General features: G+C 47.3%; 15 protein-coding genes and 1 riboswitch. Of the genes, 4 read left to right on the forward strand and 11 right to left on the reverse strand.

The window, feature by feature from the left end; all coding sequences use genetic code 11:
- Positions 1-360 precede the first annotated feature (360 nt).
- The 3 genes from MHM95_RS05520 (at position 361) to iadA (ending at position 5941) form a co-directional block, all read left to right on the forward strand.
- Positions 361-3294, forward strand: a complete 2934-nt coding sequence (locus MHM95_RS05520; protein WP_239384607.1) for a TonB-dependent receptor — start codon at positions 361-363, stop codon at positions 3292-3294.
- A gap of 64 nt (positions 3295-3358) precedes the next feature.
- Positions 3359-4768, forward strand: coding sequence for a putative basic amino acid antiporter YfcC (gene yfcC, locus MHM95_RS05525; RefSeq protein ID WP_239384608.1), 1410 nt, complete (start codon positions 3359-3361; stop codon positions 4766-4768).
- Between the two features lie 6 nt (positions 4769-4774).
- Positions 4775-5941: a beta-aspartyl-peptidase gene (gene iadA, locus MHM95_RS05530; protein ID WP_239384609.1), complete on the forward strand. Its 1167-nt coding sequence runs from the start codon at positions 4775-4777 to the stop codon at positions 5939-5941.
- A 73-nt stretch (positions 5942-6014) separates the two neighbouring features.
- Here the strand turns inward: iadA and MHM95_RS05535 are convergent, their stop codons facing one another.
- Together MHM95_RS05535 and MHM95_RS05540 are read right to left on the reverse strand one after the other, a co-directional pair.
- Entirely contained in the window at positions 6015-7124 is a 1110-nt protein-coding gene (locus MHM95_RS05535; RefSeq protein WP_045979883.1) for an arginase family protein, read from the reverse strand.
- 279 nt (positions 7125-7403) lie between these two features.
- Positions 7404-8183, reverse strand: a complete 780-nt coding sequence (locus tag MHM95_RS05540; RefSeq protein WP_239384610.1) for a DUF2189 domain-containing protein — start codon at positions 8181-8183, stop codon at positions 7404-7406.
- Positions 8184-8350: 167 nt separating this feature from the next.
- On the opposite strand from MHM95_RS05540, the gene udp reads away from it, so the two are divergent.
- The gene (udp, locus tag MHM95_RS05545; RefSeq protein ID WP_239384611.1) at positions 8351-9112 is read left to right on the forward strand and encodes a uridine phosphorylase; all 762 of its coding nucleotides are present in this window, start codon (positions 8351-8353) and stop codon (positions 9110-9112) included.
- On the opposite strand, the gene cdd is transcribed toward udp, so the two are convergent.
- The 9 genes from cdd to ppc all read right to left on the reverse strand — a co-directional run bounded on the left by cdd (position 9070) and on the right by ppc (position 17930).
- Positions 9070-9927 (reverse strand): cytidine deaminase, encoded by an 858-nt coding sequence (cdd, locus tag MHM95_RS05550; protein WP_239384612.1) that lies wholly within the window; start codon positions 9925-9927, stop codon positions 9070-9072. The genes udp and cdd overlap by 43 nt on opposite strands.
- 40 nt (positions 9928-9967) lie before the next feature.
- Positions 9968-10345 (reverse strand): hypothetical protein, encoded by a 378-nt coding sequence (locus MHM95_RS05555; protein WP_239384613.1) that lies wholly within the window; start codon positions 10343-10345, stop codon positions 9968-9970.
- Positions 10346-10412: 67 nt separating this feature from the next.
- Positions 10413-10502, reverse strand: a riboswitch (cyclic di-GMP riboswitch).
- A gap of 327 nt (positions 10503-10829) precedes the next feature.
- The gene (locus MHM95_RS05560; RefSeq protein ID WP_045979881.1) at positions 10830-11228 is read right to left on the reverse strand and encodes a hypothetical protein; all 399 of its coding nucleotides are present in this window, start codon (positions 11226-11228) and stop codon (positions 10830-10832) included.
- A gap of 152 nt (positions 11229-11380) precedes the next feature.
- Positions 11381-12163 (reverse strand): hypothetical protein, encoded by a 783-nt coding sequence (locus MHM95_RS05565; protein ID WP_239384614.1) that lies wholly within the window; start codon positions 12161-12163, stop codon positions 11381-11383.
- On the reverse strand, positions 12156-12530 hold the full coding sequence (locus tag MHM95_RS05570; protein ID WP_239384615.1) for a hypothetical protein: 375 nt from the start codon (positions 12528-12530) through the stop codon (positions 12156-12158). Before MHM95_RS05570 ends, MHM95_RS05565 begins: the two co-directional genes overlap by 8 nt.
- 603 nt (positions 12531-13133) lie before the next feature.
- Positions 13134-13559, reverse strand: a complete 426-nt coding sequence (locus MHM95_RS05575; protein ID WP_239384616.1) for a hypothetical protein — start codon at positions 13557-13559, stop codon at positions 13134-13136.
- Positions 13560-13674: 115 nt separating this feature from the next.
- Positions 13675-14049 carry a hypothetical protein gene (locus tag MHM95_RS05580; protein ID WP_239384617.1) on the reverse strand — a complete coding sequence of 125 codons (375 nt, stop codon included), beginning with the start codon at positions 14047-14049 and terminating at the stop codon, positions 13675-13677.
- A gap of 86 nt (positions 14050-14135) precedes the next feature.
- Complete coding sequence (locus MHM95_RS05585) at positions 14136-14390, reverse strand: hypothetical protein (RefSeq protein WP_239384618.1); 255 nt, start codon at positions 14388-14390, stop codon at positions 14136-14138.
- A 915-nt stretch (positions 14391-15305) separates the two neighbouring features.
- Complete coding sequence (ppc, locus tag MHM95_RS05590) at positions 15306-17930, reverse strand: phosphoenolpyruvate carboxylase (RefSeq protein WP_239384619.1); 2625 nt, start codon at positions 17928-17930, stop codon at positions 15306-15308.
- Positions 17931-18047 lie beyond the last annotated feature (117 nt).

The raw sequence follows: 18047 nt of genomic DNA on the forward strand, positions 1-18047 counted from the left end.
GTTTCCAAGGCTGATTTAAATGTAAAACAATTGTTGCTTTAGCAATAATTGGGTGTTATAACGAAAAGGACTCAAAAATCGAGTACAAGCTAACCCGTTTAGTTTGCGTTGTCAAAAACCTATGAGGAATGCGAGAAAATGTTGAAAAAAGCCCCAGTGCTTGCTGCATATTTCTACTCGCCCCATTACCTGTCGGAGTGGTTTGACGAGTAGCCCACCCGTTGTCTTTACAACGCGGTGGTTAAGTACGTCTTAGCCATCTCACCCTAACTCTATCTACCAATAATAAAATTCTGTGCATGAAAACGCGCACTCACTGAGCGTGTGCATGACGCGCACAGCAACATCGACAGGTGAAATATGTTTCGCAAGTTATCTTTAGCTGCGGCCGTGACTGCGGCTGTATGCCCTTCGCTATCGGCGGCTGAAAAGCCCCTAGCCCCTGCTGAGCAAAATATTGAGCGCATCGACGTCACCGGCTCCCGCTTAAAAGGCGTGGATTTGGAAGGCGCACAACCGCTGACTGTGTTAGACCAAGATGATATCGCTCGCTCCGGTGCCGATAGCATCCACGACCTACTGAAAGACATTTCCCAGCTGCGTGGGGGGACTGGCACGTTTTCCACATCTCAAAGTGGCGGTACCTCTAACTCCACGCCTGCTGGGCAATCAGCAGCGAGCCTGCGCGGGATGGGCCCGTCCTCAACATTGACACTGGTTAATGGCCGACGCATTGCGCCGAGCTCATTTGCAGCGGGCACGGAAAACTTTGTTGACGTTAACGCAATTCCGCTCGCGGCCATTGAACGTATTGAAATTCTTGCCACCGGTGCCTCGGCCATTTACGGCGCAGACGCTGTTGCCGGCGTTATCAACTACATCCTTAAAGATGATTTTGAAGGGTTTGAAGTCAATGCCTCATACGGCGACAGCTTGGCACAAAGTGATGAAAGTAAAACGCAAATTAATTTGCTTTGGGGCACGCAACTTGGCAAAGGCAACCTCAGTGTATTCGCCGATTATTATCACCGTAATGCCTTTAAAGCGACAGATCGCGACTACACCAAAGACCCCCTCCTAGTCAGTGGCTATTCTTATTTACCCAAGCTCGAGAACACGCCGAACATTTATTATTACTCACAGCGAGATGGCTTAGAACTCCCTGCCCCTGGGTGTAAAACCGAGTTGGTAGAGACCGAACATGGCGAGCAAATATGTGCTTACTACGGCAATGAGGACGACTATCTTGATAGCCCATTTGAGAGCCTCGCCACCGGATTTACCTTTACGCAAGCCGTTGGCGATCTTAATTGGAAAACAGATTTTTTCTACAGCCATACGCAATCAACAGCCTACTCTTCGCCAGCGCCTATCAATCAAATTGATGACAGCGAAGGCCCTTATGCCCTTGAGCAAAGCCTGTTTATTTTTGACCATGCAGATGGCTCAAACCCGCTTTTAGAGCAGCTCTATATCGATCCCTTTGACACCGTAAATAATCGCCAAGTTTATGGTTTTGCCTTTGATGCCCGTTTTAGCGACCCGCGTACCGTCGAAGTAGAGTCGGATAACATGCGCTTGGTGAGTGAACTTGAAGGCAGCCTCGGTGAGTGGTTTTGGCAAAGTGGTATCACCTTATCGCGTTCAAAGTCAGAGCAAGTTGCCATTGCTGGCGTCTATAACCGCTTCAAGTTTCACGCTGCTTTAACCGGTGAGCTGTGCAGTGACGGACAAATTGCAAGCTACGATGGCACTACCTTAAACTGCGCAGATGACGCTACATTACGCCAATTTTATAACCCGTTTTTGCTCGGCGATAGCACCAATGATGCGACTTTGGCGTTAACACAACAGCAACCCTCTCGCTCAGGAAAAAGCTCGGTTTATGCTTGGGATGCCAATATTAACGGTGAATTACTGCTGCTTGATGCGGGCGCAGTGAATGCAGCTTTTGGTGTTGAAGTTCGCCGCGAAGAGCTTGAAGACATCCCCTCTTTAGACTCACAAGCTCAGGCGCAAAATGACTATTTAGTGGATGTATTCGGTTTTGGCTCTAGCCTGGCCGAGGCCGACCGCACTCAGTGGGGAGCCTATGCAGAGTTCAATATTCCACTAAGCACCGAGCTTGAGCTGCAAGCCGCCGGGCGTTACGATCATTTCGATGATTTCGGCAGTACCTTTAACCCCAAGTTTGGTTTCACCTACCGCCCCACCGACACTATGGTGCTGCGAGGTTCGTGGTCGACCTCCTTCCGCGCTCCGTCATTGACTCAGGCCGGCGTAAAGCTGCGCACGACCACCTCAACCTTTGATTGTGGCGCTAACCAAGCGGTAGCCGATTTATATTGTATGGGCGATGGCACCGAAGTAACAGTCAATTCACTTGAACTTGGCAACCCGGCATTAAAAGCGGAAGAGTCGCAGGCATTAAGCTTAGGTTTTGCATGGAGCCCAAGTGCCCAAACCAACCTCACCATTGATTACTGGCAGTTCAATCACGAAAAAGTCATCGATACCAATATGACGGCGGTACTCGACAGAGCACTAAGCGATGCAGCCCTACGTCATTGCAGCCTGGTACCACAAGGGCAGCAAGGCATTGCCTACGATCAACAGCTGTGTGAGGTTACTGACGAACAAGGGCTCAACATTGAGCAACAAGGCGCTGATCTCTCAGAGATTCTTGACAATTATATTGCCGCTTTTGACCCCCGTGACAGTGAGTTATACCTGCCTTTATCTCGCGATCATGTGATCCCCTTAGAAAATACCGGCAGCCAAGATTTACAAGGCGTGGATATCAAATTTGACCATCGCTTTGCACTCGCCCAAGGTGATTTAACGCTGCGTTTTGACGCCACTCATTATCTCGAATACGAACGTAACCGCCCAGGCTCCGATGCCATTGAATCTTTAGTGGGTAGTTATCGTTACCCCGAGAATGTGGGCCGCGTCAGCTTAGCTTGGGATAGCGACAATTATTATATCGTTATAGGGGCCAACTATACTGACAGCTACAGCGACGATATCGATGGCCTGAGGGGTCGTGAAATTGACGAGTTGGAGGCGCTTGGCGCGCTCGATGCGCAAGGTGAACGAGAGGTCGACTCATGGTTAGTATGGGATCTCTCTGCTGGCTATGAGCTGAGCAACACACTCACCCTGCGCGTTAATATCGACAACCTCACAGATGAAGAGCCGCCCACAGCATATGGCTCCGCCCGAGGTTTTGATGCAATAAATCATAACGCCCTTGGCGCTACCTATCGTGTGGGCATGACCTACCGCTTTTAATGGTCAGCGCCCAAAAATCAATAAGGGGCCGTGCGCCCCTTTGTCCTTTTATAAGTGAAGACTCATGACTAATCACACGCGTTTTTCTTTGCCCAGTGCCAGCGTTATTTTGATGTCGGTGGCCTTACTTGCCTATGCCAGTACCTGGTTTGTGCAACCTGGCTGGTTTGCTATGGACGCTCAGCAAACTACGGTCAGCTTGGCGCAATTCCAACAACAACAAACGCAGCTGCAATTGCCGTTATTTGCCAGTAACGGCGAAGTCGGCTTTGTGAATGTACTATTCGAAGGGCTCGTTGCTGGCGATAAATTTGGCGCTACCATTGGCGTCATGGCATTTATTCTTATTACCGGCGGAGCGTTTTCGGTTCTGATGCACACCGGCGCTATAAACCGCGCTGTTTTAGCACTGATCGGCCGCACTCAAAAGCTACAATGGTTATTTATTCCTGTGCTGTTTACATTGTTTTCTCTTGGCGGTGCCATATTTGGCATGGGTGAAGAGGCAATCGCCTTTTGCGTCGTGCTGCTGCCAATTATGAAGCAGCTGGGCTACAACGCTCAAACCACAGTGTTAGTGACCTATGTGGCAACACAAATCGGGTTTGCGAGCTCATGGATGAACCCATTTAGTATCGCCATTGCTCAGTCCATTGCTGAACTCGGCGTGTTCTCCGGTGCCCCCTTGCGGATGTTCGCTTGGGGGTGTTTTACACTGCTGGGCATGACCTACACCTATCGCTATGCAAAACACAGTCGCGCATTACCCGCTGAACCTGCGCCGAGCGCAAGTTATGCGCCTCTTTGTCGAGCTGATAAAACACTATTATTGCTGTTTGCCGGTGTCATTGCCTGGGTGATTTGGGGAGTGACCTTGCACCAGTATTACATTCCGCAACTTGCTGGCCAATTTTTTACTTTGGCGGTGTTAAGCGCCATTGTTGCCAAGTTCATGTATCGCACCTCGTTTTCGCGCAGTGCAGAGATGTTTACGCAAGGAGCACAAGAGCTGCTACCGGCCGCGTTATTGGTCGCCTTAGCCAAAGGCATCGTGCTCTTACTCGGTGGCAATGAGCTCAGTGAGCCTTCGGTGTTAAACACACTTTTGTATTACAGCGCCACCCTATTACACGGCATGCCCGAAGCGCTGGCAGCATGGAGTATGTTGGTGTTTCAAAGCTTATTTAACTTTTTTGTCTCCTCAGGTTCGGGGCAAGCTGCGATCACCATGCCGATTATGGCGCCTTTGGGCGACTTGCTTAACGTTGGTCGGCAAACCGTGGTACTCGCCTTCCAGCTCGGTGACGGCCTGACCAATATCATTATCCCCACCTCAGCAAGCCTGATTGGTTGTTTGGGCGTGGTGAAGTTAGAGTGGGGCCAATGGTTTTTATTTATTTGGCGCCTGCAGCTTGCGCTATTTGCCCTCGCCAGCGCCTTTGTTATCGGCGCTCAATTTATGCAATACAGTTAAGTCATTATGATCACACTTATTAACAACGTTACTACTTACGACCCCGACCCTATGGGGCAACAAACTATCGCCCTGGGCGGTGAGCATATTCTCGGTATACACCCTGATCTCACGTTCACCAGCTCCCTGCAGCAAACGGTAATAGATGGCAGCACGCTGATTGCCGTGCCCGGCTTTGTTGATTCATTAGTGCATATTTGTGGCGGTGGCGGTGAAGACGGTTTTGCCAGTCGCACGCCGGAAATGATGCTCAGTGATGCGATAACCGCCGGGATCACCACAGTTGTTGGCGCCCTTGGTACTGATTCAATCGGCCGCACACACAGTAACTTGCTGGCTAAGGCTAAAGGACTCAAAGAAGAAGGGCTCAATGCCTTTTGCTACACCGGTGCGTATCATCTGCCAGCGCCCTCGCTCACTGGCAGTATTGAAAAAGACATTATGTTCATTGATGAAGTCATCGGTGTCGGTGAAGTCGCTATTAGCGATCATCGCGGCTCTCAACTGGATGCGAAGCAGCTTAGTGAGCTGGCAGCACATGCTCGGGTTGCAGGTATGCTAAGTAATAAGCGCGGCACGATTAGTATTCATGTCGGCCCCAGTGACAGTCATTTAGCGCTCCTGCATGAGGTGGCTGCCCACTATGATGTGCCATTAAACCGCTTCTACCCCACCCATATGAATCGCAACCAGCAACTGCTTGACGCCGGTATCGCCTTTGCCAATGCCGGTGGCTGGATAGATTTCACCACCAGCACCACCGACTATGATCTAGCCCATGGCGAAGTCAGTGCGGCGCGCGCTTTGGCACAATGCTTAGCCAAGGGTGTTGAAAAAACCCGTTTAACGATGAGTTCTGATGGCCACGCTAGCTTGCCAGTGTTTGATGAGAACAACCATTTGGTGGGTCTTGAGGTCGGGCATGAGCGCTCGTTATTACTGGCATTTATTGAAGCAGTCAAAGAGCATAAGGTGGCGTTTGCCGATGCGTTAAGAGCGATAACCAGCAACCCTGCAAACGCACTGGGTATACAAAAAGGTACGCTGGCAGCGGGGGCGTGTGCTGATTTAGTGTTACTTGATAGCACTTCACTGTTGCCACGGTGGGTGTTCGTGCGCGGTCAATGCATGATGGCCGATGGTGAGCTGATACGCAAAGGCCGTTTTGAATAGCCAAAGAAGCGCTTATCAACAATGAAAAAAGCGCCGAAAGGCGCTTTTTTTGGTTACTAGTAGAAGTGAAGCCTTACTTGTTCATTGCTTGAAGCAAGAACGCTGAGATTTTAGCCCCTTCGCGCAAGGTCGTCTCTGAGCTGCTTTTGCCTTCCAATGAACTGTCGGTGAAAGGAGCGATTTCCATCATGTCGGCACCCGTTATTGGAAACTCATCAGCCAGTGCGCCAAGAATAGTGAGTGCTTGTTGTGGGTTTAAGCCGTCGTCTTCGGGTGTGCCGGTGGCCGAGGCAAACTCAGCGTCCAAAGCGTCAATATCAAAGCTTACATACAGCTCGTCAACACCATCATTGCGCAGTTGCTGAAGTACTTCGGCAATAACGGCTTCACAACCACGCTCATTGATTTCGTGGGCCCAGTGTTGCTTCACACCAAAGGTAGACTCCCAATGCTCTTTCGGCTTACCGCTTGAGCGAATACCAAACTGGATTAAATGCGCAGGGCTCGGCAAAAATTCTAGAATATGCGTACACCAAGAGCCAAAGCATAAGTCAATACCCAAACGCTCCACGAGCAAATCGGTGTGCGCATCAAAATGGATGATAGCCACTTTCTTGCCCTGCTCGCGCTTGGCTTTAAGATACGCTTTTGTCAGTGGGTAACTGATTGAGTGGTCCCCACCGATACCGAAAATGCCTTTTTCAGGGAAGTTTGCATAAAAATCAGTGCATACATCTTCGGTGATGGATAGCGGGCTAACATGGTAGTCGCTCTGCTCGTTTGCGTACAAGGCTTTTTGACAGTTGCTGATAGTGCCTTCGTTGAGGTACTTATCATGCAATAAGTGTGGGATCACACGAACATCACCGATATCGAACGCTTTCGCTTGTGGTTGCTGTTCAATTAATGTACTACGAAGGAATAACGGGCCCCAGTTCGCACCACGTAAAATACCGCCACCACAGTCAGAGCTGATCCCCAGCATAACTGCTTTGTGCTCGCTAGTGGGTAAATCTTGAAGGGATGATTTCCACAGTGGTTCAATGTTTTCAGTTTGACCGTAGAGCTTGTGATGCAGGGCCGCTTTACGCTCTTTGGCGGTGTTAACAGTAAATACACCGTTACCTGGCGGGCACAAGCAGTGCTCAACTTTTTCTTGAAAATCTTGCCACTTAGCAGTCATGCTCTCTCCTCAATAGTTATGCAATTGTATGGTGCTTACAGAAAAATCGTGTTGCTGTACGTTGTTATCTTATTCTGTGTAATTTGTACCTCGACACCAAGCCACCTTCAAAACATAACATTATGTTTTTTAAAGGCTTATTTAGCATCCATATACACCTTAGCACCCAAGGTAAACGATTAATATACAAGCTGAGTGAAGAAGTCAAACTGACTTGGAGGGACCGCAAACAAAGGCGTGACTGGCTATGCATAAAAGCTGCATAAGCCAGCCAGAAAGTTACTCGTAGCTACGCGGACGCTTGGTTTTAATAATAGCGATATAGCCGTGCCAACTGGCGTAACTGAGCAGTGGCATAATGACTATAAAGCCCGCAGTACCGGTGATAAAGCCAAGCAAAACCAAAGAGACAATACAGGCGCACCACACCACCATTGCGCCCACATTGTTTCGCACTGCATTCATTGAGCTCACCACCGCAGTCATAATATCAACGCGACGTTCCATCATAATTTGCGGAGTAAAAGCAGAGATGGCGAATACACTTACCAGCAGCACGCCGCCAATAATAGAACCTAAGGTTAGAAACGCGCTCAGCTCTTCTAGTGTAGGGTTAACGGTATTGGGGTAAAGCGCATGCACCAAAGCGGCCAAGCGCATCCACACTATCATGACGACCATTAAGAGTACGGCAAAGCCCCACTCCCCTGCGGGATTACGAAACATAGATTTGAGGCTATGGCGAAATGTTGGGGTGTGCCCTTTTTCCAGCTCCCACGCCACATCGTAGAGGCCGGCCGCAAAGGCTGGTCCAACGAGGGCAAAGGCGACAGCAGCAGGCAAAATGACCAAATGCGACTGGCTAGAATAAACAAAAAACAACAGCGCAGCGGGAATAGCGGTAAACACTAAACCATAGACAAGGCTCAACAGCGGTGCCCGAGCCATATCTTTAAACGCTAACGCTAACCAATGTAAAGGAGCAATGACGCTCACTTTGTTACACTCAAAGCAACGAGCAAATTCACTGCGGCTCGAAGCACTAGAAGAAAGCCCCATAATTTATCTCCTATGATACATTCAATTAACATCTAGTTGAGATCTACTCAGTTCGCAAGCGAGAGGATCACTTGTATCGGACATTTGTCCTTATTGGCATGGACCGCAACACCGCAGCATGGCACCTTTAAAGGCACTATTATGCGTAAGATAAATCAGAGGCTTACATGAAAAAAATGTTTCACCTTGGCATCACTAAAGAAGACATTGCAGGGGCAACCTTGGCTATTATCCCCGGCGCTCCTGAGCGTGCAGGCGTTATTGCAGAGCAGCTTGAGCAATCGCGCTGTCTTGCCAAGCATCGCGAATTTCACGTTTATTTAGGTCAGTTAGCGGGTCAATCTGTGGTGGTGTGCTCAACCGGTATTGGTGGACCTTCTACATCCATCGCCGTTGAGGAACTCGCGCAGCTAGGCGTAGATACCTTTTTACGAGTGGGGACCACAGGAGCCATTCAGCCGCACATTGCCGTGGGAGATTTATTGATCACCCAAGCCTCTGTGCGTTTAGATGGGGCGTCGCACCACTTTGCGCCAGCCAACTACCCCGCAGTGGCCAACTTTGAAGCCACCGCCGCCTTGGTGAAAGCATGTCAGGATAGCAATATCACTCATCACGTTGGCATTACCGCATCCAGTGATACCTTTTACCCTGGGCAAGAGCGTTATGACACCCACAGTGGTTATGTTCCCACCCACCTTCAAGGGTCCATGAAGCAGTGGCAAGCGCTTAACGTGATGAATTATGAAATGGAGTCTGCCACCTTACTGACCATGTGTAGCGCACTAGGGCTGCGCTCAGCGTGCATCGCCGGAGTATTAGTCAATCGCTGTGAAAACGAGATACCCGACGTAGATATCTCGGCTGTTGAACAAAATGCGATAGATCAGGTTATTGCCGGAGCACAGCTGCTGCTTAGCAATTCATAATTAAATTGCGCGTGCGGAGCAAGTTGAGCTAACACTGTTTTGCTTGCTCCAAGGTGTGATTTGCCCGCTTGCTGCTCCAATAAAGTCACCGCTGTAATAGCACTAAAATCGATTTCTTGATTGGCCAACACGATTTGGCTCAGCGCTGCTTGCATGGGTGAAAAACTAGGATTAAACGCGGCATTCTCCATATAACGGCCAAAATAACTCGCGCCGGCATATTCAATGGCTACCGCCGCTTTACCACCACTGTAAGGGGCATAGCTTTGCGCAAAATGGTGGTGTAATGAGCGGCTCTCATCATGATGGCTAGCAGCATTGCCCAGCAAGGGCTGCTCTACCCCCAAATCAACTGGACCAAAGGCTTGAGGCAACAATTCGTTCAAGGTCGTTGACTTATCACCTATGGTTATAGCGATGTTCTTCGCACCTTTGAACTCATTGATAAATTGGCGGCAATGCCCGCAAGGTGCGGCGCTGATATAGATGTGCTCAATCTCTGTCGCGCCGTGTAGCCAGGCATTATGTAATGCGCACTGCTCTGCATGGGTGGATACCTCTAACCCCAAACCTGCTAGCTCAACATTTACACCGACCGCATAAAACACGCCACCTTGGCTATTTTTTGCTTTAACAAGAGCGGCGACATGAAATGACGAAATGGGTGCCACCGCCCATGTTTGGGTTTGCGCTAGCAGCCAATCGATGGTGTCTTTAAAAGAAGACCCCAGCTCCTGCTGAAGTTCTTTGAATTGCTGCTCAGAGGCGATACCGCCTTGGCGTTTTAGTTCTGCGAGTAACCCTGTAACCTGCATGTTCAGGCCTGTTGTTATTTTTTGGGCTTGGGATACTAACCTAGCACGAAAGTGGGCGCAACCAATTACGTGCCTGCTCCTGGCAATCAAAGTTTCTCACCCTGACCCCAAGCTCTCGTACTTTTTGCGTCACCAGTTCATGCATAAAACCCTGATAACTAACCACCCGAGCGATAATCAACTGGCCGAGCAATGGCGCTAGCTTATTGCACACATCAATGAACTCATCCTTAGCATAAGCATGTTCAAATTCGCGTACATCAATTAACACCGCTTTCGCATTGTAACTATTGGCGAATTCAATAATGGCGTTGGCGTTATTTAACACATCAATTGATTGCGCTTTACCGCGCATGGTTGCGCAGACAATATTTTCTTCAGCGCAATAACTTAAACTCGCAACAACAGAGTTGGCCATGTCGTTCTCTCTAATAAATACAGATACAACAAAGGCACAAGTTCGTTTGCACTAGGAGGGCAAAAGTGGAAGCGGCTCAGCCATCATAGCCAATGTATTGACCTTAGACCTGGAGCTTTGCGTGGAAACTCTTTCGAGCACCGTGCCTTTATTCTGAGCAGGCCATAATACGTAAATTAGAGCTTTTATTCAACTAAACTGAATAATCACCACTCTACGCTGTGATTCGCTTTGACCCCGTTATTATCGCTAACACCGAAATTCGTTTTACTGTCTGCAGACGCCTCAACTTTTCCTCACAGAGACCTATCATCCATACAACCAATTAGATCCAGGCTTAATAAAATGATGAATAGACGTTTCATGCTTTCCTAGGTAGGTGATGCTTCACTATGGAGTACATTAAGCTTGGCTATAATTGCGAAGAATGAGCGTCAGCTAAGCATTAAGACGCCAATTCCATAAACAGCTTGTTTTATACCGTTTACTTACCAGCCCTTATTTTGGGTAACTGAGTTTGCAAAATGACAAAAGCAGGAATTAGTGGCAAAAACGCTAACCACGATAATTCAGAAACAACCCAAAACCAAATGAACCATGACTCTGCAGCAATTAGCAAAAGCAATTTTATGATACGCCTAAAAAGCATAAGGCCGCCCATAGCTGCTAACGGTAAACCAAAACCTAGCGAGCCGACTAAAACTATAGCTGGGTGAATAGACTCAAATTCGGTATTTCGTATAAATGAAAAATAAAATTCGTAGCCATTGCTGAATAGCAAAGGGCTCAATAGACAAAGCATCCAAACAATGTTCCAGCTAGTATTACGCTGAAGCTTAGAGTGGATTTTATTTTTTTCTTGAAGCTTGCTCAATGCATCCATTTCACTCAGACTACCCCTAGGTATATAACGCTGCATTAAGGTGTGAGCAACGCTACCACAACACTTAGCCATACCACCGTAAACACGAAACCCAACGATGGAATGAAAAATGCCAAGCGTTGGGAATCACTCTTAAATGCTTTGTTATACAATTATTTTTCGATCGTATTTTTTAGATACTGGACTTCACACTCAGCTAAGTGAAGTAGATGTCCTAAGGACACAATTCTTGATGCGGCAGCTCCATGCCCCCAGTTGACGTCTTCTCCAAGTCTAATTTTTTCGTAAAGTTTATGAGATAAATGACGCCAAACTTCACTTAACTTAGAGTATATTTGCACTTCTACACGCAGCCCATCGGTGTATTTGACGTCAAGATGGTAGGCGAAGTATCCATTATCCATCTTTGCTTCTTGCTGTGTTTCAATCGACGCTATATCAGCGTAATCACTCTCATCTATGCGTAGTTCAGCGACAAGGTCTTTCCAAAGACCAATCGATGACGCTAAGTTCTCTGCATAAGAAAATGTAGAAGTTACAATAGATGTTCGAACCAAATCGCCCAGACTTTGCTTTATATTCTGACTCGTAATGCAGTCTTCAAGTTTCACTCCTTTGTTCTTTCGCCACAGTTTATCAATGATTGATTCTTTTGTTTTGAATAGGGAGTCGTAGTTTTGTAGCAACCGATCTTGAAGTTGGATTTGTGTTTCACAGTCAGAGACATCTTCTCGCTTCATTTTACTAGCTAACAGATGAAATGAGTGAATACGAGAAAGTAAGTCAGCTAACTTACCCAACCTGTCTTTATTGTTATCTTTTAACTCTGAAAGCAACAAATCTAGTTCATCATTTAATGACTTTCCTGGCTCTACATTCCGGTCATGCCATTGAATATAAGAAGCCATACTGTACTCTTGAGGATAGTTATCCATAGAAACCCCTCTCAAGATAAAACATTGCTGCTACTCTTTTGGCTAGAGACTTGACCTCAATGCTGCAATAACTCATTTCGAACGCTTCAGCAACGCTAACGGCAAGACTACGATATGCATCGTCGTCACTGTCAAGGTAATATGATAAACCAGAAAAGACCATTATTTCTTGAGCATTCCAGCGATTAAGACCTAGCTCCTTTAAACTCCATTCAAATTGAAGTTGTTTAGAGCTTAAAGCGTCAGCAAGATAACGAAGGTCACCTTGATAATTAACGAAGATTTCATCCCAAATTGCATTAGCAATACGATAGGCTTCAAGAACCCGCGCATCTCCATGCTTTAACAAATAAAAAGTTGCACTCATACTTTCCTCTATAATTGTATAACGCCCTAATAATGGGCTAAAAATAGTTTGCTAAAATTTGAGGAACGAAAACAGCAAACTGTTTTTAGTCCTTATTTATTAGCTTGTTAGGTACACTTTGCACCCAGTTACGTTTTATAAACTTTACCCCAGTTATTACTACTAAAGCTATGATGCCGCCGTAGTAAAATGACTGGGAAGGTATCTGATATAGGACATCTAAAAGTTGCCCACCAAACCTGATGTGCTCCGCACTACCTATGTATGCAAAAAGCGTGAAAACAGGGATATAGTGATATTTACTTTTAGGGCCTGCGAAGTATGAAACTAAGACAAACATACATCCAGCGAATATCTCCGGCCATTGGCTACACACGTAAGAATTATTATCAGGGAAACAGGCATCAAAAGCAGGACTAGGAAACCAAAAAATAACGAAAATAGCTAAAGCGAGAGCTAGAATACTTTTTCCAATATGTAAGAATATGCCTGAACTATCCATGTCTACCTAACGCCCCAATAAGGGGCTGATAATGCTTGGCTAAACTGTGTAGCGAAGTGGAACTGAGCCAAGCTTTAGCAGTCCCGCACTTAATTGGTTTGTTATATGCCGATTTTTTTGTGGCCATATATTCTTATGCCACGCTCAGTTTGCTCAAGTTCAAACTCTCCAGTTGACTTAAGTATTGAAACAACTCGATCTACGTCCTGTTCAAAATTCATATGAGGTATATTTTCATAACAGGGATCTACACCAACCCTTGGAATTTCGACCCATTCAATTCTTCGGTAAGCAAGTGGAGCGCCTGCTAACCCACAATCACCGATAAACCTATCCATTAAATCACTTTCGTCGACGAAGCAGCTGCGCAATTCAAAATCTAAATCGACATACTTCCAGAACGCTTGTTTCAAGGGTACAACACTAAGAACAGTAAATACCTTTCGCCATTTTGTATTGGACATAAACGAAGCATCAAACTTACATTTGATTAATTTTTTAAGTGCTTCTTCCATTCTAGCGGGCATGACATTCCTTAGGCATATAACGCCCTGTTAATGGGCAAAATTATGTTGGCTAAAATGTGAAGCGAAGCGGAACCGAGCCAACATGATTTTGTCCACTTTAAACAGTTTGTTAGGGTTACATCGCAATTAGTGCATCAACTACTTCTTTTGTGGGCTTACCAGGGCTAAAGTAAGCCCAAATGTGTTTTTGCTTTCCTTCAAGGTCTAGTTGGCTCCACCAATCTGCACTCTCTACTTGCTCTCTAAACATTTCTACTAAGGGGGACTCAGGGTTTACAACGAGACACTTTTCCCAGTTTTCTGCAGCCACTAAATCACCTTCATTTTTTTCCGCATCAATGAGTTTGGCTGCAACCTGTTCGGCGACATTTGCAATAAAGGGACTAAACAAGGCCTCTGGCAGGTCAGGATCATCGCTTCGTTTAACCGCACAGATTAATTTGTGAATCGCCAGTAATTCCCATTTGTCATTTACTTCAAGTTGAATCATAAATTTCCTGTAACCCTAACGCCAGTGGTAATGGGCGCCAACGGAGCGCAGCGTAGTTGGCGTCCAGTTGACCACATTGTTAGATTTCAACAGTCGTGCTTGCCCGTATCAAGCTCGGCCATTCCGAGCATATCTGCAGGACGCTTTTTTTCGAACGTAGGAGCAGAAAATGCAGCAGCGAGTGCTTGCTCCGCATAATTCACAAGCTCGATTAGTACAGTATATGCCTCAGAGAGCACGACTCTATGTTTACCAGCATTCATAGTTATCCATCCCGAGTCGTTGACGAAGTCAACACGGCCGGCTGGCATTGCCAGCTGATCTGATACTGTCGCTGGCATCACCCCAGGTCGGATAAAGCAAGTTTTAACTACAAGTGGTGTGTGACTAACTGAAGTCACCCAGCTAAGCGATCCGAGAACTGAGGACTTTAAAGACACTATCTGATCTATTTTTTGTGCGATATGGGCGGAAACATTCCTCAGTTGCCGAATTCCCTCAAGCTTTTCCTGCACTCTAGCCGGTGAATACTGAGCAGGCATCGATTTTGTGCCAGGCTGCATTTTCCAAAGGCTTCTGAACCTATCCGTCGCGTCGATAAATGCCCAAGCGTCCAAATACAGGTATGTAAATTCCCTAGGCGTTTCATTTCTGCTGTATGAAAGCACATGCTCGGTGAGCCCTGAACACAATCGTCGGTACGCCAAATCTGCTATTTGCGCGGCGTGCCTCAAACCATCGATATACAGCGCCTGCCTTGCATCTAGGGCTTGTGGAATATTTAGAAACGGTGAATCGTTGGAGAACATCATCTTTGAAATCTAACAGCTTATTAGCGTGCATTTCGGGTTAAGCCAAAATGCAAACAACAAAAAGTTAGTCGCACACTTTATATTTATAAGTAATTTCATAAAGTTACCAGAGTGGATTGGTAATGTCTAAGCAGTATTGGTTTGTTAAAAACGAGCATTGAGATATCCGAGCCTAAAATGGCACGATATATAAATATCGAACTTCAACACTTTGATAGGGTTAACTTTAGTTTCTACTTATTCGAGCCAAAAACTGGTGTATATAACGAGCCTTATTTTACACTCTTGGCCTATTTCCGCTCTGATGAGCAACCGCGTTATTTACACAAGGCAAGTAGCCTCTTTGATGATCGCTCATCGCATTTTATTGGGTGTGAATGATGGCCACTTACCACAATGGCGAGGTTCAGATGCGAGGCGGCTGATACACCGCCTCACACCTAATTAACCGGTATTGCGCATACCCGCTGCGATCCCAGCCATGGTGACCATTAAGGCTTTATCTAATGCCTGCGAGCTATTAGTGCGGGCTCGTTTCAATAGCTCTACCTGCAGGACATTAAGCGGATCTGTGTAGGGGTTGCGCAATGCAATAGACTCACGCACCCAAGGCTGATGCCCTAATAAAGTGTGCTCTGGGCTTAATTCTTTGATCAGTGCCACTGATTGCGCTAACTCTTGACGTAAACGTTCGCCAAAGTGCTGTAACTGCGGCGCCACTAAGTGCTGATCATAATGCGCACTAAGCCAACTATCCGCCTTACAGAATACCATTTCCAACATTTCTAATCGGGTGCGAAAGAACGGCCACTGCTGACTCATCAGTTGCAATGTATGTTCACCGTATTCACTAATTGCCGCTCCTAAACCTTGATAAGCCCCCAACCAAGCAGGCAGCATCAGACGGTTTTGCGACCAAGCAAAGATCCATGGAATGGCCCTTAAGCTTTCCACCCCACCATTAGGGTTGCGCTTAGAAGGCCGCGATCCCAATGGCAACTTACCCAACTCTTGCTCTGGTGTGGCACTGCGAAAGTAAGGTACAAATTCAGGGTTCTCGCGCACAGTCGCACGATAATGCTGGCACGATGCGTCGCTAATTTTGGCCATAACGTCACGCCACTTAGGCTCAGGCTCTGGAGGTGGCAGCAGGTTCCCCTCGAGTACTGCGCTGGCATATAAATGCAGACTTTGCTTTGCGACACTCGCCAGTCCGAACTTGAAGCGGATCATCTCACCTTGCTCAGTCACGCGCAGGCCATTTTTCAAACTCCCTGGCGGTTGCGAGCGCAACGCTTGCGCAGCTGGGGCTCCTCCCCTACCAACAGTACCGCCGCGCCCGTGAAACAGCACGAGTTCAACGCCCTGCTCCTCACTAAGCTGCACCAAGGACTCCATAGCGCTATATTGTGCCCAGCCTGCGGCCATCATCCCTGCATCTTTGGCTGAATCTGAATAGCCAATCATCACATACTGATGAGTGCCTAGATGTTGGCGATACACATCATCGCTATATAAAGCCTGCATCACTTCAGGCGCACGGTTGAGGTCATCCAGAGTTTCAAACAAAGGTGCAACCGGCATGTTAAACTGACAGCCTGCTTCTTGAAGTAATAACTTAACCGCCAGCACATCTGATGCCTGACGAGCCATGGAAATAATGTAAATGCCAAAGTTTTCGGCGCGATTTTGGGCGATCACTTTAAAGGTGTCGAGAACCTCTAGGCTTTGTTCGCTTGGTTGCCAATTGCGAGGTAATAACGGCCGCTTGCTGGCCAACTCTGCTTTGAGAAACTCTTGTTTGCCTTGCTCATCCCACTGGCAGTAATCACCTAGGCCTAGGTACTCGGTCAGCTCACCAAGCACCTGTGCGTGTCTATCGCTGTCTTGGCGGATATCCAATTGCGAGAGCTGCAAATCAAAACACCGACAGCGGATCAGCGTATCGCGCAGCTGCCCCTGGGCGATGATGGCCATATTATTGGCATTTAACGAGCGCTCACAGGCCTTTAACACATCCGTTATCTGGGTGATATCCGTGATGATGTTTTCGCCGCGTGACGACTGCCCGGTTATTTTGGCCTCGAGATACTCGTGAGTGAGTGTCAGCTTTTCACGTAGTTGCTTTAATACGGCACGATAGGGTTCATGGGCTCCTTCAGCCTGTTTAGCTAAAGCATCATCGCAGGCGAACATCGATAATTCACTGATCAGCAGGTTGATGTCTTTAATATACAAGTCCAATGCCATCCACCGGCCATGGTCGAGTACGCTCTGTGTCACACTCGACGTTACAAAAGGGTTGCCATCGCGGTCGCCGCCCATCCATGAGGTAAAACGCACCGGCTTAGCATCACTTGCTAAACCAACACCCAACTCTTGAGTCAGTGTGTCATCGAGCTCACGCACATATTCTGGCACCGCTTGCCACAGGCTATTTTCAATGACCGCGTAACCCCACTTCGCCTCATCCAAAGGCGTTGGCCGTTGTTGACGAATTTCATCGGTATGCCACGCCTGAGCTATTAGTTGGCGCATGCGCGCGTGGAGTTTTTGTTGTTCCTGCGGCAGCAAGTCGCCCAGCTCTAACAGGTTTAAGCAATCACTTAATTGCACATGTTTGTTAATCAGTGTGCGTCGTGTCACTTCCGTTGGGTGCGCAGTTAATACCAAGTTGATATCTAGTCGTGCGATTGCCTCTTTGATGGTGTGCTCTTGCACATGGCTTTGCTTGAGGCGCAGCAAAGTCTGCTTTAATGGGTCAAGTTCGCAAAAACCCTGGTTACCCGAGCGCGACACAGTATGGTACTGCTCAGCAACGTTAGCGAGGTTGAGGAATTGGTTGAACGCGCGCACAACAAGCAGTAACTCATCGTCGCTTAGGGATTGTAACTCGCTGATCAGCGCCTCACGCGCCTGCTCATCGCCACCGCGAGAAGTTTTTGCCAACTGACGAATTGATTCAACTTTGGCCAAAGCCGAATCACCCAATGCCTGGGCAATGGTTTGTCCTAGCATCTGCCCTAATAAACCCACATTACTGCGTAGTGCTGCGTATTGATCACTCATATCCTCACTCCTGTGTCTTTATTTTTATCTTTTGTAGCATGGAAGTGCCTCGCTTTGAAAGGCTAAGAAAAGGAGAAAAACTAATTTGATAATAATTCCTATTTGCACTTGACACAT

This window comes from Pseudoalteromonas sp. CnMc7-15, from assembly GCF_022347925.1.
GTDB lineage: Bacteria > Pseudomonadota > Gammaproteobacteria > Enterobacterales > Alteromonadaceae > Pseudoalteromonas > Pseudoalteromonas ruthenica.